The 21,557-nt window shown below is 72.0% G+C and carries 13 protein-coding genes; 12 read left to right on the top strand and 1 reads right to left on the bottom strand.

The features are described from left to right. The 12 genes from mrdA (at position 1) to OG245_RS11340 (ending at position 20,586) form a co-directional block, all read left to right on the top strand. Positions 1-2,223, top strand: coding sequence for a penicillin-binding protein 2 (gene mrdA / locus OG245_RS11395; protein WP_371623408.1), 2,223 nt, complete (start codon positions 1-3; stop codon positions 2,221-2,223). After that, positions 2,223-3,416: a rod shape-determining protein RodA gene (rodA, locus tag OG245_RS11390; protein ID WP_371623407.1), complete on the top strand. Its 1,194-nt coding sequence runs from the start codon at positions 2,223-2,225 to the stop codon at positions 3,414-3,416. Before mrdA ends, rodA begins: the two co-directional genes overlap by 1 nt. Positions 3,417-3,446: 30 nt before the next feature. Then, on the top strand, positions 3,447-4,973 hold the full coding sequence (locus OG245_RS11385) for a CHAD domain-containing protein (RefSeq protein ID WP_371623406.1): 1,527 nt from the start codon (positions 3,447-3,449) through the stop codon (positions 4,971-4,973). A gap of 52 nt (positions 4,974-5,025) precedes the next feature. Continuing rightward, positions 5,026-6,954: a TIGR03960 family B12-binding radical SAM protein gene (locus OG245_RS11380; protein ID WP_371623405.1), complete on the top strand. Its 1,929-nt coding sequence runs from the start codon at positions 5,026-5,028 to the stop codon at positions 6,952-6,954. Positions 6,955-7,039: 85 nt separating this feature from the next. After that, on the top strand, positions 7,040-8,242 hold the full coding sequence (locus OG245_RS11375) for a hypothetical protein (RefSeq protein ID WP_371623404.1): 1,203 nt from the start codon (positions 7,040-7,042) through the stop codon (positions 8,240-8,242). Positions 8,243-8,364: 122 nt separating this feature from the next. Further along, complete coding sequence (locus OG245_RS11370) at positions 8,365-9,147, top strand: TIGR03936 family radical SAM-associated protein (RefSeq protein ID WP_371623403.1); 783 nt, start codon at positions 8,365-8,367, stop codon at positions 9,145-9,147. Positions 9,148-9,375: 228 nt separating this feature from the next. Next, positions 9,376-13,644, top strand: a complete 4,269-nt coding sequence (locus OG245_RS11365) for an Rne/Rng family ribonuclease (RefSeq protein WP_371623402.1) — start codon at positions 9,376-9,378, stop codon at positions 13,642-13,644. Positions 13,645-13,977: 333 nt separating this feature from the next. Continuing rightward, positions 13,978-15,096, top strand: a complete 1,119-nt coding sequence (locus OG245_RS11360) for a DegT/DnrJ/EryC1/StrS family aminotransferase (RefSeq protein WP_371623401.1) — start codon at positions 13,978-13,980, stop codon at positions 15,094-15,096. Continuing rightward, positions 15,093-16,112, top strand: a complete 1,020-nt coding sequence (locus OG245_RS11355) for a Gfo/Idh/MocA family protein (RefSeq protein ID WP_371623400.1) — start codon at positions 15,093-15,095, stop codon at positions 16,110-16,112. Before OG245_RS11360 ends, OG245_RS11355 begins: the two co-directional genes overlap by 4 nt. Continuing rightward, a complete protein-coding gene (locus tag OG245_RS11350) occupies positions 16,102-17,682 on the top strand; it encodes a glycosyltransferase family 4 protein (RefSeq protein ID WP_371623399.1) in 1,581 nt (526 codons plus the stop codon). Before OG245_RS11355 ends, OG245_RS11350 begins: the two co-directional genes overlap by 11 nt. Next, entirely contained in the window at positions 17,679-19,295 is a 1,617-nt protein-coding gene (locus tag OG245_RS11345; protein WP_371623398.1) for a glycosyltransferase family 2 protein, read from the top strand. The genes OG245_RS11350 and OG245_RS11345 overlap by 4 nt, the downstream gene beginning before the upstream one ends. A gap of 4 nt (positions 19,296-19,299) precedes the next feature. Further along, positions 19,300-20,586: a nucleotide sugar dehydrogenase gene (locus tag OG245_RS11340; RefSeq protein ID WP_371623397.1), complete on the top strand. Its 1,287-nt coding sequence runs from the start codon at positions 19,300-19,302 to the stop codon at positions 20,584-20,586. 97 nt (positions 20,587-20,683) lie between these two features. On the opposite strand, the gene OG245_RS11335 is transcribed toward OG245_RS11340, so the two are convergent. Beyond that, positions 20,684-21,286: an acyltransferase gene (locus OG245_RS11335; protein ID WP_371623396.1), complete on the bottom strand. Its 603-nt coding sequence runs from the start codon at positions 21,284-21,286 to the stop codon at positions 20,684-20,686. Positions 21,287-21,557: the final 271 nt, after the last annotated feature.

The following is a 21,557-nucleotide window of genomic DNA, read 5'->3' as shown; positions in this document are numbered from 1 at the left end:
GTGAGCAACATTCCCGAGACCGGGCGGACCCAGCGGGTCCAGATCCGGCTCATCGTCATCCAGGTCCTCGTCTTCTCGCTGCTGCTCACCCTCGGCGGGCGGCTGTGGTACCTCCAGATCCGCAACGGCGACGAGTACACCGCCGAAGCCGCGGGCAACGGTGTGCAGCAGGTCGTCCAGCCCGCCGTGCGCGGCTCGATCCTCGACGCCCGCGGCGTGCCGCTCGCCGACAACGAGACCCGCCTCGTCGTCTCCGCGAGCCGCACCGAGCTGCTCAAGATGAAGGACGACGGCGTCGGCGTCCTCACCCGGCTCGCCGACGTCCTGGACATGAAGGCGAAGGACGTCCGGGACAAGGTCCGCCTCTGCGACTCCAAGACCCCCCAGCCCTGCTGGAACGGATCGCCGTACCAGCCGATCCCGGTCACCGACGAGGCCACCACGCAGCAGGCCCTCCAGATCCGCGAGCGCGCCGAGGACTTCCCCGGCATCACCGCCGAACCCACCGCCGTACGCCGCTACGCCGCACCCGGCAAGGCGAAGACCGCGCAGGTCCTCGGCTACCTCTCGCCCGTCACCGACGACGAGATCCAGAAGGCGCAGGACGGCCCGTCGCCCTACCTCCGCTCCGACCAGGTCGGCCGGTCCGGCCTGGAGCGCACCTACGACAAGGAGCTGCGCGGCAAGGCGGGCGTCACCCGCTACGAGGTCGACAACCTCGGCCGCGTCATGGGCGAGGCGGAGAACGACCCGGCCGTGTCCGGCTCCACCCTCGTCACCAGCCTCGACGCCCGCGTCCAGGCGGTGGCCGAGTACGAGCTCGCCGCCGCGATGAAGCTGGTCCGCGGCGAGACCGACAAGATCACCGGCCGGAAGTACGAGGCCGATTCCGGCGCCGTCGTCGTCATGGAGTCCAAGACGGGCCGCATCGTGTCGATGGCCTCCCAGCCCGACTACGACCCCAACGCCTGGGTCGGCGGCATCTCCGGCAAGGAGTACGCCAAGCTCACGAGCAAGAAGTCGAACTACCCGCTGCTCAACCGGGGCATCCAGGGCCAGGCCCCCGCCGGCTCGATCTTCAAGGTGGTGTCGGCGAGTGCCGCGGTGCGCGCCGGCCACGCCTTCAACGACCTCTACCAGTGCAGCAGCTCCTACAGCCTGGGCAACCAGACCTTCGCGAACTTCGAGTCCCAGGGCCACGGCCCCATCACCCTCGGCGACGCGCTGAAGTACTCCTGCAACACCGTCTTCTACCGCCTCGGTCACGAGGAGTGGGCGAAGGACGGCGGCATAAAGCCGAAGAAGGACGCCAAGGACTGGTTCTACCGCACCGCCCGTGACTTCGGCCTCGGCTCCGAGACCGGCATCGACCTGCCCAACGAGGTCAAGGGCCGCATCCCGGACCGCCAGTGGAAGCAGGACTTCTGGGCGGCCAACAAGGACGCCTGGTGCAAGGAGGGCAAGAAGGGCGGCACCTACGTCCAGCAGATCGCCTACGAGAGCTGCCTCGAAGGCAACCAGCTCAAGGCCTACGACAGCATCAACTACTCGATCGGCCAGGGGGACGTGCTCGTCACGCCCATCCAGATGGCCACCGCCTACGCCGCCATCAGCAACGGCGGCACGATCCACGAGCCCACCGTCGGCAAGGCCGTGATCAGCCCCGACGGCAAGACCGTCCAGGAGATCGAGCCCAAGGCCAGTGGCAAGCTGCCGGTCAGCGCCCAGACCATCAAGGACCTCGACAAGGGCCTCCGCTCCGTGGTCGAGCCCGGCGGCACCGCCGCCTGGCGGTTCGGCGGCTGGCCGCAGGACAAGATCCCGATGCGCGCCAAGACCGGTACCGCCCAGGTGTACGGCAAGCAGACCACCGGGTGGTTCGCGACCTACACCGACGACTACACGATCGTCATGACGATCTCCCAGGGCGGCACCGGCTCCGGCTCCGCCGGGCCCGCCGTCCGCAAGATCTACGACGCGCTCTACGGCCTCGACGCCGAGGGCAACCAGGACAAGAAGAGGGCCCTGCTGCCGAAGCCGCAGAAGGCCCTGCCGAAGATCCAGCCCGACGGCTCGATCTACGCCCCCAGGATCAAGCCCTACGACCCCACCCCGGTCACGCCGGAGGAGCAGCCGGGCGGACAGGAACCCCAGTTGCCCCTGCCGCCCGCAGGCCAGCCCGGACTCACCGGATCACCGGCGTCGAACGGGAGGCAGCCCTGATGGCCGATGGTTTCTCCGTCTCCCGCTACGGCCCCGAACAGGGCTCCTGGGCCAAGCTGACCGCCCGCGACTCCCTCGCACGGCGGCTGGACTGGCCGCTGCTCGGGGCCTCGCTGGCGCTCTCCTTCCTCGGCGCCCTGCTCGTGTGGTCCGCGACCCGCAACCGCGACCACCTCACCCAGGGCGACCCGTACTTCTTCCTGCTGAGGCACGCCCTCAACACCGGCATCGGCGTCGCCCTGATGATCGGCACGATCTGGCTCGGCCACCGCACGCTGCGCGGGGCCGTCCCGGTCCTCTACGGCATCTCGGTGCTGCTGGTCCTGGCGGTCCTCACCCCGCTCGGCACCACGGTCAACGGCGCCCACGCGTGGATCAAGCTCCCCGCGGGCTTCTCCATCCAGCCCTCCGAGTTCACCAAGATCACCATCATCCTGGTGATGGCGATGCTGCTGGCCGCCCGCGTCGACGCGGGCGACCAGGTCCACCCCGACCACCGGACCGTCGCCAAGGCGCTGGGCCTCGCGGCCATTCCCATGGCCATCGTCATGCTGATGCCGGACCTCGGCTCGGTGATGGTGATGGCCGTCATCGTCCTCGGCATCCTGCTGGCCTCCGGGGCCTCCAACCGCTGGGTCTTCGGCCTCCTCGGCGCGGGCGTGGCCGGAGCCGTCGCCGTCTGGCAGCTCGGCCTGCTCGACGACTACCAGATCGCCCGCTTCGCGGCCTTCGCCAACCCCGCGCTCGACCCGGCGGGCGTCGGCTACAACACCAACCAGGCCCGCATCGCGATCGGCTCCGGCGGACTCACCGGCACCGGGCTCTTCGAAGGCACCCAGACCACCGGTCAGTTCGTGCCCGAGCAGCAGACCGACTTCGTCTTCACCGTCGCCGGCGAGGAGCTGGGCTTCCTCGGTGCGGGACTGATCCTCCTGCTCCTGGGCGTCATCCTGTGGCGCGCCTGCCGGATCGCGCGCGAGACCACCGAGCTGTACGGCACGGTCGTCGCCGCCGGGATCATCGCCTGGTTCGCCTTCCAGTCCTTCGAGAACATCGGCATGACGCTCGGCATCATGCCGGTCGCCGGGCTGCCGCTGCCCTTCGTCTCCTACGGAGGATCCTCGATGTTCGCCGTCTGGGTGGCGATCGGGCTGTTGCAGTCCATCAGGGTGCAACGGCCGATGTCCGCCTGAACCCGGCGCCCGCCGGGTAGGTGTCCGTACATGGCGGACACCAAGCGCGAGATCGAGCGGAAGTACGAAGCCACCGACGACACCCGGCTGCCCGACCTGACCCGGGCGGCCGGGGTCGACCGGACGGTCCACCGCGGCCTGACCGAGCTCGACGCCGTCTACTACGACACCGCCGACCTCCGACTCGCCGCCGACGCCCTCACCCTGCGCCGCAGGACCGGCGGGGCGGACGAGGGCTGGCACGCGAAGTTCCCCGTCGCCGTCGGCGTCCGGGACGAGATCCACGAGCCGCTCTCCGAGGCGGTGCCGCCCCCGCTGGCGGCCCTGCTCCGCTCCCGGGTCCGCCACGCGGAGATCGCCCCCGTCGTCCGGCTGCTCTCCTCCCGGGACGTCCACCACCTGCTGGCCGCCGACGGGACCCTCCTCGCCGAGGTCAGCGTCGACCACGTGCTCGCCGAGCGCCTCGCGGGGGAGGGGACCGGCGCCACGGCCGCCTGGACCGAGATCGAGGTGGAGCTGGCCGACGACGGCGACCCCGCGATCCTGGACGCCGTCGAGAAGCGGCTGCGCAAGGCGGGGGTGCGCCCCGCCGACACGTCGTCGAAGCTCGCGAGGGCCCTGGCGGAGACGACGGCGGAGCGCGACGGAAGCGGCCCCGGCCAGGAGGTGCCCCGCACCGCGGGCGACCACGTCCTCGCCTACGTACGCAAGCAGATCCGCACGATCGTCGACCTCGACCCCGCCGTCCGCCGCGACCTGCCCGACGCCGTGCACAAGATGCGCGTCGCCACCCGCAGGCTGCGCAGCACCTTCAAGACCCACCGCAAGATCCTCGACCGCGAGGCCACCGACCCCCTCGGCGCGGAGCTCAAGTGGCTCGCCGCCGAGCTGGGCCTCGACCGCGACCAGGAGGTCCTGGACGAGCGCCTCGGCTCCCGCGTCGACGCCCTGCCCGCCCCCCTGACCCTCGGCCCGGTCCGCGGCCGGCTCCGCGCCTGGTCCGCCGCCCGCCGCACCGGATCGCGCCGCAGGATCGTCGACGTACTGGACGGGAAGCGGTATCTGGACCTCCTGGACGCCCTCGACGCGCTGAGCACCGACCCGCCCCTGCGCCCCGCCGCAGGCCGCGCGCCCGGGAAGACCCTGCCCCGGGCGGTGCTCAAGGACTACGAACGCCTCGCCGCCCGCGTCGGCCACGCCCTCGGACAGCCGCCCGGGCCGGAGCGCGACGCGGCGCTCCACGAGGCCCGCAAGGCCGCCAAGCGCGCCCGGTACGCGGGCGAGGCGGCCCGCCCCGCGCTCGGCAGGCCCGCCAAGCGCTTCGCCAAACGTGTCAAGGCCGTGCAGACCGTCCTCGGCGACCACCAGGACAGCGTCGTCGCCCGCGAGGCCCTGCGCGCACTCGCGATCCAGTCGCACGCGGCGGGGGAGACCGCGTTCACCTGGGGCCTCCTGTACGGGCAGGAGGAGGCCGCCGCGGAGGCCCGGGAGCGCGAACTGCCCGAGGTCTGGGCCCGCGCGTCGGACCCGGGACTGCGCGCGGATCTGAGGACCTGAGGACCGGGGTACGCTGGATGGTCACCCCTGCCGGCTCACGAAGGTTCGCGAGATGTCTGCCGCATCGGTCTTCCCACAGCTCGAAGCTCTGCTCCCGCATGTGCAGAAGCCCATCCAGTACGTCGGCGGTGAGCTGAACTCCACCGTCAAGGAGTGGGACAGCTGCGACGTCCGCTGGACCCTCATGTACCCCGACGCCTACGAGGTCGGACTCCCCAACCAGGGCGTCATGATCCTCTACGAGGTGCTCAACGAGCGCGAAGGCGTCCTCGCCGAGCGCACCTACAGCGTCTGGCCCGACCTCGAAGCGCTGATGCGCGAGCACGGCGTGCCGCAGTTCACCGTGGACAGCCACCGCCCCGTCGGCGCGTTCGACGTCTTCGGGCTGAGCTTCTCCACCGAGCTGGGCTACACCAACATGCTCACCGCCCTGGACCTCGCGGGCATTCCGCTGGAGTCCAAGGACCGCACGGTCGACCACCCGATCGTCCTCGCGGGCGGCCACGCCGCGTTCAACCCCGAGCCGATCGCGGACTTCATCGACTGCGCCGTCGTCGGCGACGGCGAGCAGGCGGTCCTGGAGATCACCGAGATCATCCGCGCCTGGAAGGCCGAGGGCCGCCCCGGCGGCCGCGACGAGGTGCTCTTCCGGCTGTCGAAGACCGGCGGCGTCTACGTCCCGCGCTTCTACGACGTCGAGTACCTCCCCGACGGCCGCATCGGCCGTGTCGTGCCCAACCGGTCCGGCGTGCCGTGGCGGGTCTCCAAGCACACGGTGATGGACCTCGACGAGTGGCCCTACCCCAAGCAGCCGCTGGTCCCGCTCGCGGAGACCGTGCACGAGCGGATGTCCGTGGAGATCTTCCGGGGCTGCACCCGCGGCTGCCGTTTCTGCCAGGCCGGCATGATCACGCGCCCCGTGCGGGAGCGAAGCATCACCGGCATCGGCGAGATGGTCGAGAAGGGTCTCAAGGCGACCGGCTTCGAGGAGGTCGGCCTCCTCTCGCTCTCCTCCGCCGACCACAGCGAGATCGGCGACATCGCCAAGGGCCTCGCCGACCGCTACACCGAGGACAAGGTCGGCCTCTCGCTGCCCTCGACCCGCGTCGACGCGTTCAACGTCGACCTGGCCAACGAGCTGACCCGCAACGGCCGCCGCTCCGGCCTCACCTTCGCCCCCGAGGGCGGCTCCGAGCGCATGCGCAAGGTCATCAACAAGATGGTCTCGGAGGAGGACCTGATCCGGACGGTCGCCACGGCCTACGGCAACGGCTGGCGTCAGGTGAAGCTGTACTTCATGTGCGGCCTGCCCACCGAGACCGACGAGGACGTCCTCCAGATCGGCGACATGGCGGTCAACGTCATCGCCAAGGGCCGCGAGGTCTCCGGCCAGAACGACATCCGCGCCACGGTCTCCATCGGCGGCTTCGTCCCCAAGCCGCACACGCCCTTCCAGTGGGCCCCGCAGCTCAGCGCCGAGGACACCGACGCCCGGCTGAAGAAGCTCCGCGACAAGATCCGCGACGACAAGAAGTACGGCCGCTCCATCGGCTTCCGGTACCACGACGGCAAGCCCGGCATCGTCGAGGGCCTCCTCTCGCGCGGCGACCGCCGCGTCGGCTCCGTCATCCGCGCGGTCTACGAGTCCGGCGGCCGCTTCGACGGCTGGCGCGAGCACTTCAGCTACGACCTCTGGATGAACTGCGCCGGGAAGACGCTGCCCGGGTTCGGGGTCGACGTCGACTGGTACACCACCCGCGAGCGCACCTACGAGGAGGTCCTGCCCTGGGACCACCTCGACTCCGGCCTGGACAAGGACTGGCTCTGGGAGGACTGGCAGGACGCGCTCGACGAGACCGAGGTCGAGGACTGCCGCTGGACCCCCTGCTTCGACTGCGGCGTCTGCCCGCAGCTCGACCTGGACATCCAGATCGGCCCGACCGGCAAGAAGCTCCTGCCGCTCAGCGTCGTGAACAAGTAGCGCCGTGAACGAGTAGCGCGTCCCCGAACGGCCCGTCAGGCCCGGCCCGGCAACCCCGGACCGGGCCTGACGCGTCCTCGACGGCATGGACTACGGCAAGCACCAGGCCCCCCAGGGCTACGAGCCCGGCGAGGGCGTCCTGACCATCCTGATCAGGATCCCGGTGCGGATCGTGGTCGTGGTGCTCGTCCTGCCCGTCCGCATGGCCTGGGACGCGCTCACCGCGCTCTGGCACGCCGCCGACCGCGTCCTGCTGCGCCCGCTCGGCCGCGCCCTGGCCCGGCTCCTCGACACCCTCGTACTGACTCCGCTGACCTGGCTGTACACCTGGGTCCTCACACCGCTCGGCAAAGCCGCCGCCTGGCTGGCCGCCGCCCTGTTCGTCCGGCCCTGGACCGGCCTGTGGCGGTACGTGGTCGTCCCCGTCGCCCGCTACGGGATCGCCGTGCCGGCGGCATGGCTGTACCGGGCCGTCCTCACCCCGCTGGGCCACGGGCTGCGCTGGACCGGCACCGCCCTGCTGGCCCCGGCGGCACGCGGCCTCGGGACGGGGCTGGCCCGGCTGCTCGCCACCCTGCTCGTCCTGCCGGTCGCGGCGCTGTGGCGGTACGCGATCGTCCCGGTGGTCCGCTACGGCCTGATCGTCCCGGCGGTGTGGCTGTACGAGGCCGTCCTCGCCCCCGTCGGCCTCGGCACGGCCCGGGTCCTGGGCAGGCTCCGGCAGGGCACGGCCTGGACCCTCGGCCTGCTCCGGCGGGGGATCGCGGCCACCGGACGCGGGCTGGGCATCGCCCTCACGTGGCTGGTCACGACCCTGCTCGTCGCCCCCGTCTCCTGGACCTACCGCCACCTCCTCACCCCGGTCGGCCGGGAGATCGCCGCCGCGTTCGAGGTCGCCTGGCGGATCGCCGGGTACGTCTCCCGAGCCGTCGGCCGGGCCCTCGCGTGGCTGGTCGTGACGCTGCTCGTCGCGCCCGTCTCCTGGGCCTACCGCACCCTGGTCACCCCGGTCGGCCACTTCCTGCGCGACTCCGTGGGGGCCCCGGCCCGCCGCGCCGCCGCCGAAGCGGGCCGGGCCGCCCGCGCGGCCCTCGCGTCCGCCCGGGAAACCGTGCGCCGGGCCCGCCGCGACGCCTGGCGGGCACTGGCCGGCACCACGGGCGGCGCACGGTCCGGGGAACCGCTGGGGATCCCTGCGCGTACTCTGGGTAGTACAACGACTGTCCCCAGCGCGGCGCAGGCGTCCGATACCCCTCCGCTCGGCGAGAAACTCGTCGGGCGGGGGTGAGCCGGAGCGGCACCCGGGGGTCACCCGAATTTCGTGGGCGGCGCGCCACCACGCCCGCCCCGCACCGAGGAGAAGAACCACTGGGCAAGCGACAGCCCGAAGGCCCGCCGCCCGCACCGGCAGTGCAGCGCATCCGCCTGCGCTACACCAAGCGCGGCCGCCTCCGGTTCACCAGCCACCGAGACTTCCAGCGGGCCTTCGAGCGGGCACTGCGCCGCTCCGAGGTGCCGATGGCGTACTCGGCGGGCTTCACCCCCCACCCCAAGGTCTCCTACGCCAATGCCGCACCCACCGGCACCGGCAGTGAGGCGGAGTTCCTGGAGATCGCCCTCACCGAGACGCGGGACCCCGAGGTCCTGCGCGGACTGCTCGACGCGTCGATGCCGGACGGCCTCGACATCATCGACGCGGTGGAGGCCCGCACCTCGGGCCTGGCCGAGCGGCTCACCGCGTCCGTCTGGGAGATGCGCCTGGACGGCGTCGAGCCCGAGGACGTCCGCACCGCCGTGGCCGCGTTCAACGACGCCGAGTCCGTGGAGGTCCAGCGCAAGGCGAAGAACGGCATCCGGACGTTCGACGCCCGTGCCGCCGTCGCCGACCTGCGCGTCGTCGACGCTCCGGCCGATAGGCCGGTCGAGCGGCCCTGTGCGATACTGCGCCTGGTTGTTCGGCACGTGACACCTGCCGTGCGACCCGACGACGTCCTGTCCGGTCTCCGAGCTGTGGCCGACCTGGCGCCGCCCGTCCCCGCCGCGGTGACGAGGCTGGCGCAGGGGCTCTTCGACGAGGAGTCCGGCACGGTGACCGACCCGCTCGCGCCCGACCGCGAGGCCGCCCCGACCGCACATCCCGCGGTCGCCGGGGCAGCCGTCGCGACGGCGCCGGAAGGTGCAGGTTCCGCGTAAGGCGGTCGTTGTAGCGCAGCCCTCCGACTCGGGAGCCACCTGGGTCGGGCCGCGCACTGACCCATAAGACTTTCGCCAGGCCGTAGGCACACCGCATACGGAACCGGCGAGCCAGACATCAGTTCCCGTGCGGCGCCCGCGCCCCGGACGGCGGTATCGCACCACTGCGGACCGTGCCGGACCGGAATCAGACGCGGCGCCCGGGAGCACGACGGGAGAACCGCCCGCATGCCTCAGCCGAACGAACCCGGCACGACCGGGAACAACGAAGAGAACACCCCCGGGGACAAGCTGCCGCCGCGCCGCAGGCGCCGCGCCGCTTCCCGCCCGGCGGGCCCGCCCGGTGCGACCGCGGCCTCCGCCGAGGACGTCACGCCGGCCATACCGGCCGACGCGTCCGCCGCCCCGGCCGCGGACGACACGCCCGGGGAAACGGTCGCCGAGACCGCCCCGCCCGCCCGTACGCGCCGTCGCGCCGTGCGGAAGGCCACCGCGCCCGCCGGAGCCCCTGAGCCGGTGGAGAACACCGAGCCCGCCCCGGTCGCCGAGGCCCCCGCGCCCGTCGCCGCCGAGGAGGAGCCCGCCGCTCCCGCGCCGCGCACCCGCCGCCGCGCGGTCCGCAAGGCCACCGCTCCGGCCGGCGCGCCGGAGGCCGCCGAGACCGTGGCCCCGGTCGTCGAGACCCCGGCCGCGCCCGTCGCCGACCTCGACCCCGAGGCCGTCGACCCCGAGGAAGAGGCCGTGGTCGCCGTGGAGACCGTCGAGGAGCCCCCGGCGCCCCGCCGCCGTCGCGCCTCCCGCAAGGCCACCTCACCCGCGGGCGCCCCGGCAGCGGCCGAGGCCGCCGTCGTGGTCGAGCCCGCCGTCGTCGCCGAGCCCGCTGTCGTGGTCGAGCCCGCCGTCGTCGAGCCGGAGCCCGCCGAGGCCCCTCGCGGCCGTGCCCGCCGCCGTGCCTCGGCCCCCGCCGGTACGCCGGGCGCCGCCGCGCCCGCCGCCGGGACGGTGACCGAGCCGTCGCCCGTCGCCGCCGAGGCACCCGTCGCCGAAGCCGAGGCCGTGGAGGAGGCCCCGGCCCCGCGCGCCCGTCGCCGCGCGTCCCGCAAGGCGTCCGCGCCCGCCGGTACGCCGCAGCCGGCCGTCGAGGCCCCCGCGGAGCCGGTCGAGGCCGGCGAGAGCCTGCCCGCCGCCGTCGCCGAGGAGCTCGCCGCCGAGGTGGAGGAGGTCGAGGACGCCGCCCCGCGCGGACGCCAGCGCCGCCGGGCCACCGCCGCCGCCGGTCGCCCCGAGTTCACCGCCAAGACCGACGAGCCGTCCCGCAAGGGCCGGCGCGCGGCGCGCCCCGCCGTCGCCGTCTTCCAGGCCCCGGTCTTCGCCGAGCCGATGTTCCAGACCCCCGAGACCGCGGCCGCCGCCGCTGCCGCGGCCGGTTCCTCCTCGGCGCCCGAGGAGACCGACGAGGTCGAGGAGCAGCAGACCGCCGAGGTCGAGCAGAGCGCCCCGCCCGCCGAGGCCGCGCCGCAGGGCGGCTCGCGCCGCCGTCGCCGCCGCCGCGGCGAGGCCGACGCGACCGAGCAGGCCGCCGAGCCCGCCGCTCCCGTGGAGGTGCCCGCGGAGCAGCCCGCCGACGAGGCCCCCGAGGCCGAGACGGACGAGCACGAGGGCGAGGACACCGACGAGTACGGCGACCGCCCCTCGCGCCGTCGCCGTCGTGGCGGCCGTCGCCGCCGTCGTGGCGAGGCCAACGACACGGACGACGAGCAGCAGCCCGGCGATGAGACCGCGCCCGCGTCCCGCGCCGAGGAGTCCCGCTCCGAGGACGAGCAGGACCGGGGCCGGGGCCACGCCTCGGACGCCGCCGACGAGCACGACGAGGACGACGACTCCTCGGCCTCCGGGTCGAGCAGCAGCCGCCGTCGCCGCCGTCGCCGTCGCCGCAGCGGTGACGCCGCGGCCGAGGCCGACCACGGCACCACCGACGACCCGGAGCGTACGGTCGTCAAGGTCCGCGAGCCCCGCAAGAAGGAGGAGCGCGAGCCCGGCACCGGTTTCGACGAGGTCCAGTCCATCAAGGGCTCGACCCGTATGGAGGCCAAGAAGCAGCGCCGCCGCGAGGGCCGCGAGCAGGGCCGCCGCCGGGTCCCGATCATCACCGAGGCGGAGTTCCTCGCCCGCCGCGAGGCCGTCGAGCGGGTGATGGTCGTCCGCCAGAGCGGCGAGCGCACCCAGATCGGCGTCCTCGAGGACAACGTGCTCGTCGAGCACTACGTCAACAAGGAGCAGGCCACCAGCTACGTCGGCAACGTCTACCTGGGCAAGGTCCAGAACGTGCTGCCGTCCATGGAGGCCGCCTTCGTCGACATCGGCAAGGGCCGCAACGCCGTCCTGTACGCCGGTGAGGTCAACTTCGAGGCGCTCGGCATGGCCCACGGGCCGCGACGCATCGAGACCGCGCTCAAGTCCGGCCAGTCGGTCCTGGTCCAGGTGACCAAGGACCCGATCGGCCACAAGGGCGCGCGTCTGACCAGCCAGGTCTCGCTGCCCGGCCGCTACCTCGTCTACGTGCCCGAGGGCTCGATGACCGGGATCAGCCGCAAGCTGCCCGACACCGAGCGCTCCCGCCTCAAGACCATCCTCAAGAAGATCGTCCCCGAGGACGCGGGCGTCATCGTGCGCACCGCCGCCGAGGGCGCGAGCGAGGACGAGCTGCGCCGTGACGTCGAGCGGCTCCAGGGCCAGTGGGAGGACATCCAGAAGAAGGCGAAGGGCACCAGCGGCTCCAACGCGCCGACGCTGCTCTACGGCGAGCCGGACATGACCGTCCGGGTCGTCCGCGACATCTTCAACGAGGACTTCTCCAAGGTCATCGTCAGCGGCGACGAGGCGTGGGAGACCATCCACGGCTATGTCTCGCACGTCGCGCCCGACCTCACCGAGCGGCTCTCCCGCTGGACCTCCGAGGTCGACGTCTTCGCGACGTACCGCATCGACGAGCAGCTGATGAAGGCGCTGGACCGCAAGGTCTACCTGCCCAGCGGCGGTTCGCTGGTGATCGACAAGACCGAGGCGATGATCGTCGTCGACGTCAACACCGGCAAGTTCACCGGCCAGGGCGGCAACCTGGAGGAGACGGTCACCAGGAACAACCTGGAGGCGGCCGAGGAGATCGTGCGCCAGCTGCGGCTGCGCGACCTCGGAGGCATCGTCGTCGTCGACTTCATCGACATGGTGCTGGAGTCCAACCGGGACCTGGTGCTGCGGCGGCTCCTGGAGTGCCTGGGCCGCGACCGCACCAAGCACCAGGTCGCCGAGGTCACCTCGCTGGGCCTGGTCCAGATGACCCGCAAGCGGGTGGGCCAGGGTCTGCTGGAGTCCTTCTCCGAGACCTGCGTCCACTGCAACGGGCGCGGTGTCATCGTCCACATGGAGCAGCCGACGTCCGTCGGCGGCGGTGGCGGCGGCAAGAAGTCCAAGAAGCGCCGCGGGGGCGCGGGCCAGGACCACGAGCACGGTCACGACCACGAGCACGGTCACGACGAGCACGCGGCCGAGCCCGCCGAGACCGAGGCCGAGCTGGCCGCCGAGGTCGCCGCCCCGGTGGCCGTCGAGCCCGAGGTCACCGCCGACGAGGAGTTCTACAGCAGCCCCGCCGAGGCCGAGGCGGCCGCCACGCGCGGCCGTGGCCGCCGTCGGGCCTCCCGCAAGGCGTCGGCCCCGGCCGGCGCCCCGCGGGCCGAGGCGCCCGCCCCGGCCGTCGAGGCTCCCGTCGCCGAGGCCCGGCCCGAGCCGGTTGCCGACGCGCCCGCCGAGGCCGCCGCTGCGGAGGCCCCGGAGACCGCCGAGGTCACCGAGGCTCCGGTCGAGGCCGGGCCCCAGGGCCGCCCGCGCCGCCGGGCCACCCGTAAGGCGACCGCCCCGGCGGGTTCGCCGAAGCCGGCCGAGGCCGAGGCCGCTGAGCCGGTCAGGCCGGCCGAGCCCACCACGGACCCGGTCGCGGCCGAGGACCCGGTCGTCGAGGCGCCCGCCGCCGAGACGCCGGCCCCCGAGGCCCCGGAGGAGAAGGCCCCCGAGGCCGGGGCCCCCGTGGCCGCCCCGCCGCGCGCCCGGCGCAGGGTGACCCGCAAGGTCACCGCACCGGCGGGCTCGCCCACCGGGTCGGACGACGCGGAGGTCGTCGTGGTCGCTTCGGCGCCCGAGGCGAAGACCCCGGAATCCGACGGCCAGGTCGCCGAAACGGCCACGGAATCCACCGGAACGACGGAATCCGAATCCGCTGAGCCTGCCCCGGCGAAGAAGACGGCCCGTAAGACCGCGGCCAAGAAGGCCCCGGCGAAGAAGACGGCCGCCAAGAAGACCGTCGCGAAGAAGGCCGCCGCGAAGAAGACGACGGCCAAGACGGCAGCGAAGAAGACGACGAAGAAGACCGTCGCCGCTGAGCAGTCGTCGCCGTCCGTAACGGCTTCCGCGCCTTCCGTGGAAGGCGAGTCGTCGGCCGGCTGATGAATGCGTAACCGGCTGTTCATCTTCAGGTGTCCCGCTCCGAGCGCATGGGGGCGGGACACCTGCTTTGTTTCAGAACTGATGCAAGGGCCGGTTAACGAGCCCGAAATGGGATGAGAAATCCCTGATAATGTGACGGCGGTTGCCATGCGTGTGAGCTTTCATCACGAAACTACGGTTGGTGACAAGGCCCGGCGAAGATACCGACCGGGCCGGATTCCTCGGCAGGGCGTCGGCTTCGCGCCGGTGGGGTTTGCGCGACCTCGGTAAGACGTCCCGCACCTCGAAGCTCTGCCTGGTTACGAGCTCTTGCGGTGTTCAAGGAGGACGTTCATGACGAGCATCAACGAGCAGCCGATTCCTGCTGCCCGCCCGGTCATCGGGGAAGACGAGATCGAGGCCGCGGTGCGTGTGCTGCGCAGCGGTCGCGTCGTGCAGGGCCCGGAGGTCGCCGCCTTCGAGGAAGGCTTCTCCCGCCTGGTCGACGACCGGCACTGCGTCGCCGTCAACTCGGGGACCTCGGCACTTCACCTGCTGCTGCTGGCCCTGGGCATCGGCCCCGGCGACGAGGTGATCGTCCCCTCCTTCTCCTTCGCCGCCTCCGCGAACGCGGTCCGCCTCGTCGGCGCCGACGTGGTGTTCGCCGACATCGAGCCGGGCAGCTTCGGCCTCGACCCGGCGGCCGTCGAAGCCGCGATCACGCCGCGCACCGCCGCGATCATGCCGGTGCACCTCTACGGCCACCCCGCCGCGATGGACAAGCTCATGCCCATCGCCGACAAGCACAAGCTCGCCGTCGTCGAGGACGCCTGCCAGGCCCACGCCGCGGCGCTGAACGGCACCCCGGTCGGCGCGTTCGGCGCGGGCGGCACCTTCAGCTTCTACCCGACCAAGAACATGCACTCCCTCGAAGGCGGCATGGTCACCACGGCCGACGCCGAACTGGCCCGTACCCTGCGCCTGCTGCGCAACCAGGGCATGGAGCAGCGGTACGCCAACGAGATCGTCGGCGCCAACATGCGGATGACCGACGTGTCCGCCGCCGTCGGCCGCGTACAGCTCGGCAAGGTGGAGGGGTGGACCGAGCAGCGCCGCGCCAACGCCGCGTACCTCGACGCCCACATCACCGCCCCGGCCGTCACCACGCCGCCGGTGGCCGAGGGCGCCCGGCACGTCTACCACCAGTACACCGTGCGGATCAGCGGTGACCGGGACGCCGCGATGGCGAAGCTCACCGAGGCGGGCATCGGCAACGCCGTCTACTACCCGACGCCGATCCACCGGCTCAAGCCCTACTGGGAGCCGGACCAGAAGGCCGGCCGCACCTGGGACCTGCCCGAGACCGAGCGGGCCGCCGCCGAGGTCGTCTCGCTGCCCGTCCACCCCTCGCTCACCGAGGGCGACCTGGAGCGGATCGCCGCCGCCGTGAACGCGCTGGGGGAGAACCTGTGAGCGCCGTACTGAAGGCCGGGCTCGTCGGCCTCGGCTCCATGGGCCGCCACCACGCCCGCGTCCTCGCGAGCCTGGAAGGCGTCGAGCTGGTCGGCGTCGTCGACCCGATGGGCGACAAGAACGGCTGGGCCCAGGGCGCTCCCGTCCTGTCCACCGTCGAGGAGCTCCTCGCCCTCGGCATCGACTACGCCGTCGTCGCCTGCCCGACCGGGCTGCACGAGGAGGTCGGCCTCCAGCTCGCCGACGCCGGTGTCTGCGCCCTCATCGAGAAGCCGCTCGCCGACACCGTCGAGGGCGCGCGCCGCCTCGTCGAGGCGTTCGAGTCGCGCGGCCTGGTGGCCGGCGTCGGCCACATCGAACGCTGCAACCCGGCCCTGCTCTCGCTCCGCGCCCGCCTGGAGGCCGGTGAGCTGGGCGACGTCTACCAGGTCGTCACCCGCCGCCAGGGCCCCTTCCCGCACCGGATCGCCGACGTCGGCGTGGTCAAGGACCTGGCCACGCACGACATCGACCTGACGGGCTGGGTCACCGGGCAGACGTACACCTCGATCGCCGCCCACACCGTCTCCAAGTCCGGCCGGCCGCACGAGGACATGGTCTCCGCCGTGGGTCAGCTGTCCGACGGCACGATGGTCAACCACCTGGTCAACTGGCTGAGCCCGCTCAAGGAGCGCTTCACCTCGGTCACCGGCGAGCGCGGCTGCTTCATCGCCGACACCCTCACCGCCGACCTCACCTTCCACTCCAACGCCGCCGTCACCACCGAGTGGGAGGCGCTGCGCGCCTTCCGCGGGGTCTCCGAGGGCGACATGATCCGCTACGCCATCCCCAAGCGCGAGCCGCTGCTCGTCGAGCACGAGCTGTTCCGCGACGCCGTACAGGGCAAGCCCGCGGACATCTGCACGCTGCGCCAGGGACTCCGTACGGTCGAGGTGGCGACTTCGCTGCTCGACTCGGCCAACACCGGCCGAACAGTTGTATTCGAGACAGGAGAGCACGCTCGTCATGGCGATTGACAGCCTGGCCACAGGGCCGGCGCGCAGTTCCCGGGGAAAGATCGTCATGCTCGTCGACAACGGCGTCAACGGCGATTCCCGGGTGCAGAAGGAAGCTCGCTCAGCTGCGCAAGCCGGTTGGGACGTGGTGCTTCTGGGCAAGTCGCCCATCAAGAAGAGCAAGCGATGGTGGCTCGGCGAGGCCCAGGTCCGCCTGCTCCACGTGCCGACGCCCATGCACCGTCGCCGTCACGAGTACCGTCGACCCGGGCTGCGCTCCCCTCTCGCGTATCCGCCCGGTCCGCTCGCCGAGTACCGTAAGCAGCGTATGAAGGCCTGGCGTGCCGAACTGAACATCCGGGGTGTGGAAGCCAGGCGCAGCGGTTCGACGCTGAGCGCCGCGCGTCTACTGCCTCCACGTCTGCTGGCGAAGGCGCTGAGCAAGTGGGTGCACCTCCGGGCCGACCGCACGGAGGCGCTGGCCCAGCGGCGCAAGAGCATGGACTCGATGCTGGATCGTTTCACCACGGCTTTCTGGGTTCGTACCATGGGTGACCGGGCGTGGCGTCGGCTCGACCCGGCCCTGTGGGACTTCGAACTTGCGTACGGTAGGGTCATCGACCGGCTTGAACCCGACCTGATCCACGCGAACGATTTCCGCATGCTCGGTGTGGCCGCGCGGGCGAAGCTTCGCGCCGAAGCCAAGGGCAGGTCCGTCAAGCTCCTCTGGGACGTGCACGAGTTCCTGCCCGGCATCAAGCCGTGGAACCCGCACCCGCGCTGGCACATCGCGCAGTGCGGACACGAGCGCGAGTACGCGAAGTACGCCGACGCCGTCACCACGGTCTCGTCCACGCTGGCGGAGATGCTGGTCGAACGTCACGGGCTGAAGGCTCTGCCCGAGGTGGTCCTCAATGCTCCGGACGCCGAGATCTCTCCGGAGCAGGCCGCGGAGCCGGTGCCGGACCTGCGTGAACTGTGCGGGATCGGGCCCGAGGTCCCGCTGGCCGTCTACAGTGGTGCGGCGGCGCCGCAGCGAGGCCTTGACATCATGGTCGAGGCGCTTCCTCAACTCCCCGGCACCCACGTCGCGTTCGTGGTCCTGCGCACCAATTCGGCGTACATGCAGGAGCTCACGGAGCGCGCTGACGAACTGGGCGTATCGGACCGGCTGCACATCCTGCCCTACGTGCCGCACTATCAGGTCGTGCCCTTCCTGTCCGCCGCGGACGTGGGCGTCATCCCCATCCATCACTGGCCCAACCACGAGATCGCCCTGATCACCAAGTTCTTCGAGTACTCGCACGCCCGACTGCCGTTCGTGGTGAGTGACGTGCGGACGATGGGCGAGATGGTGGCCCGGACGCGCCAGGGCGAGGTGTTCACTGCCGAGGACGTATCCGACTACGTCAGGGCGGTCAAGTCGGTGCTCGCCGATCCCGCCAAGTACCGTGCGGTCTACGAGAGCCAGGGGCTGCTGGAGGACTGGACCTGGGAGGCCCAGGCAGAGGTGCTCGACGGCGTGTACTCCCGGCTCGTCGAGGGGGCCCGTACCAAGGTGGACCGGACGGACAATCAGGTGATGGCATGACACGTAGCCCCGACGTCAGCGTCGTCGTCGCGGTCTACAACACGATGCCCTACTTGACGGAGTGCCTGAACTCCCTGGTCCGGCAGAGCATCGGGCTCGACCGGCTGGAGATCGTGGCGGTCGACGACGGCTCGACCGATGACAGTGGTGCCGAGCTCGACCGGTTCGCCGAGCGCTACCCCGGCGTCGTCAAGGTCCTCCATCAGGAGAACTCCGGTGGCCCGGCGGCGCCGAGCAACCGGGCGCTGGAGATCGTGTCCGGTCGCTTCGTGTACTTCATCGGCTCGGACGACTACCTGGGCGACGAAGCGCTGGAGAGAATGGTCTCCTACGCCGACGAGCACGATTCGGACGTCGTGGTCGGCAAGATGGTGGGCACCAACGGCCGTTACGTCCACCAGAAGCTCTACGAGGAGACTTCTCCGGACATCAGCCTGTACGCGTCGAGCCTGCCGTTCACACTGGCCAACACCAAACTCTTCCGCAGGGAGTTGGTGGAGAAGCACCAGCTGCGCTTCCCGGAGGACATGCCGGTCGGGAGCGACCAGCCGTTCACGATCGAGGCGTGCGTCCGGGCCCGCAAGATCTCGGTCCTCGGCGACTACACGTGCTACTACGCGGTCAAGCGCGGTGACGCCAGCAACATCACCTACCGGGCCGACCACCTGGCTCGGCTTCGGTGCGCCACCAGGATCATGGAGCACACGGCCGCACTCATCGAGGCCGGACCGCAGCGCGACGCCGTCTTCAAGCGGCACTTCGAGTGGGAGCTGTCCAAGCTGCTGCTCGACGACTTCCCCGCCCTCCCCGTCGAGACGCGGCGGCAGATCTGCGAGGGTCTGGCCGTTCTCCTGGAGGCCTACTTCACCGACGGTCTGCGCGACGCGACCGGAGTGAAGAGACGGGTGCGTTTCGGCCTGGCGCAGCGCGGTGCCGTCGATGAGCTCACCCGTGCCATCGCGGACGAGGCGGAGCACGGAACCCCGCCCTTCCTCCTGGAGGGAGACCGTGCCTTCGCGCCCTATCCGGGCTTCCGGGATGCCGCGGTCGGACTCGATGACCGGTGGTACGAGGTGCGGGAGACGGTGGCAGGCCGCCTCTCCGCCGGTACGCGCCTGGAGTCGGCCGACTGGGAGCAGCACGGCACGGAGCTGTCCTGCGTCGTGAGGCTGCGCACCGGCATCACCGGTGACACGTCCTCGGCCGTCATCGCCCTCGCCCAGGGCGCCATGCCGCAGAGCGCGGACAAGCCCGGCGCGCGCAGGCTCCCGAAGGACGCCCCGCGCCCGAAGCGCAGCGGCACGCTCACCGCCGAAGCGGCCAACGACGGCGGCACCCTGCTGACCGCCCGTATCCCGCTGGCACTCACGCGCACCAAGAGGGGCGTCCGCCTCTACGTGGAGGTGGCGGGCTCGTGGTACGAGATCCCGGTCCGCACCGAGGGGCTGCCGATGCCGCTGGCGCGCCGCTGGGGGAGCACCGACCCCCACCGCGTGGCGGCGAACACCAACACCAAGGGCCGGCTCGTGATCACGACCGCCCCGCTGTGGGAACCGAAGTCCGGCGTGGGCGCACGGCTGCGCCGAACGCTATCCAGGTCGAAGAGGAAGTAACCCGATGAATATCTGTGTAGTCGCGCTCGGCAAGATCGGACTTCCGCTCGCCGTGCAGTTCGCCGCCAAGGGCCACAAGGTCATCGGCGCGGACGTCAACGAGAAGGTCGTCGAACTCGTCAACGCGGCCACCGAGCCGTTCCCCGGTGAGCACGACCTCGACCGTCTGCTCAAGGAGACCGTGGGCGCCGGCCTGCTCTCCGCCACGACGGACACCACGGCCGCGGTCGCCGCGTCCGACGCCGTCGTGGTCGTCGTCCCGCTCTTCGTGGACGCCGAGGGCACGCCCGACTTCGGCTGGATGGACTCCGCCACCAAGGCCATCGCGGCGGGCCTGAAGCCCGGCACCCTGGTCAGCTACGAGACCACGCTGCCGGTCGGCACCACCCGTACCCGCTGGGCGCCGATGCTGGCCGAGGGCTCGGGCCTGACCCCCGGCGAGGACTTCCACCTGGTCTTCTCCCCGGAGCGGGTGCTCACCGGCCGGGTCTTCGCCGACCTGCGCCGCTACCCCAAGCTCGTCGGCGGCATCGACGAGGCGTCCGCGGAGCGCGGCGTCGCCTTCTACGAGGCCGTCCTCGACTTCGACGAGCGCGAGGACCTGCCTCGCCCCAACGGCGTCTGGGACCTCGGCACGGCGGAGGCCTCCGAGCTGGCCAAGCTCGCCGAGACCACCTACCGCGACGTCAACATCGGCCTGGCCAACCAGTTCGCCCGGTTCGCCGACCGGAACGACATCGACGTCAAGAAGGTCATCGAGGCCTGCAACAGCCAGCCCTACAGCCACATCCACCAGCCCGGCATCGCCGTCGGCGGCCACTGCATCCCGATCTACCCGCGGATGTACCTGTGGAACGACCCGGAGGCCACCGTCGTGCGCTCGGCCCGCGAGGCCAACGCCGCGATGCCCGCGTACGCCGTCGACCTGCTGGCCGCCGCCTACGGCGACCTGGACGGCGTCGGGGTCCTGGTGCTCGGCGCGGCCTACCGCGGCGGTGTCAAGGAGACCGCGTTCTCCGGCGTCTTCGGCGTCGTCGAGGCCCTGAAGGCGCGCGGCGCGGTGCCGTTCGTCTCGGACCCGATGTACACCCCCGAGGAGCTGACCGCCCTCGGCCTCGTCCCGCACGACGCCCACCAGGCCGTCACCGCCGCGATCCTCCAGGCCGACCACGCCGAGTACCGCGAGCTGTCCGCCGCCGACCTCCCGGACGTCCGCGTCCTGGTCGACGGACGCCGCACCACGGACCCGGCGAACTGGGCCGGCGTACGCCGCGTCGTCATCGGCGGCTGATACCGCCAGGCGGAACCGAGGAGCCCCCGGCCGTCGTACGACGGCCGGGGGCTCCTCTTTGCCACGTGCGTGCGGCGCGTCTGCGGCCCGGGTGCGCCTATGCGGCGCGCTCCCCGAGAACCCCGTCCTTCTCCGCGTACACCGCCCCGCTCTGCGGGCACTCCCACACCCCCGGCTCGCCCTCGCGCGCCACCAGGCGGACACCGCTGCGGCCCACCCAGCCGATCTGCCGGGCCGGCACGCCGACGACCAGAGCGAAGTCCGGGACGTCCTTGGTGACCACGGCACCCGCCGCGACCATGGACCACCGGCCGATCCGCACCGGGGCGACACAGACCGAGCGCGCGCCCAGCGAGGCGCCCTCGGCGACCTTGACGCCCACGGCCTCCCAGTCGCCACCGCGCTTCTGCTTGCCGTCCGGGTCGACCGAGCGCGGGTTGTGGTCGTTGGTGAGGACGACGGCGGGGCCGACGAAGACGCCGTCGCCGAGCTCGGCGGGCTCGTAGACGAGGGCGTAGTTCTGCAGCTTGACGTTGTCGCCGATGCGGACGCCGGTACCGACGTAGGCACCCCGCCCGACGACGCAGCCCTCGCCGAGCCTCGCTCCCTCACGGATCTGCGCCAGCTCCCAGACGCTGCTGCCTGCCCCGATCTCGGCGGTCTCGTCGACCTGGGCGGTGGGCTGGACCCTGTAGTTCACGGCATGCCTTTCGGAGAGCTGGTGAGCCCCGAAAGCATAAGGCGGGCGGTGCGCCGCCTTCCCGGCCGGAGGCCCGGCCCCGGCCCCTCACCCCGGTTTGACCCCCACACCCCCGCCCCGTAACCTTGACCCTCGGTGTGTTTCCTTAACGCGCCTACCCCTGAGCACATCCCTCCCGGTAACGGTCGGTGTTCGCGCCGTCCGCCAGGAGAGGCCGCTCATCCTTCCGGATCGCCCCGGGCTTCGGCCCGTGCGAGCGGCTGGCATCAGG

The sequence above is a fragment of the Streptomyces sp. NBC_01116 genome, from assembly GCF_041435495.1.
Lineage (GTDB): Bacteria > Actinomycetota > Actinomycetes > Streptomycetales > Streptomycetaceae > Streptomyces.
The sequence above is the reverse complement of the archived record's forward strand: the minus strand, read 5'-3'. Positions and strand labels throughout refer to the sequence as shown.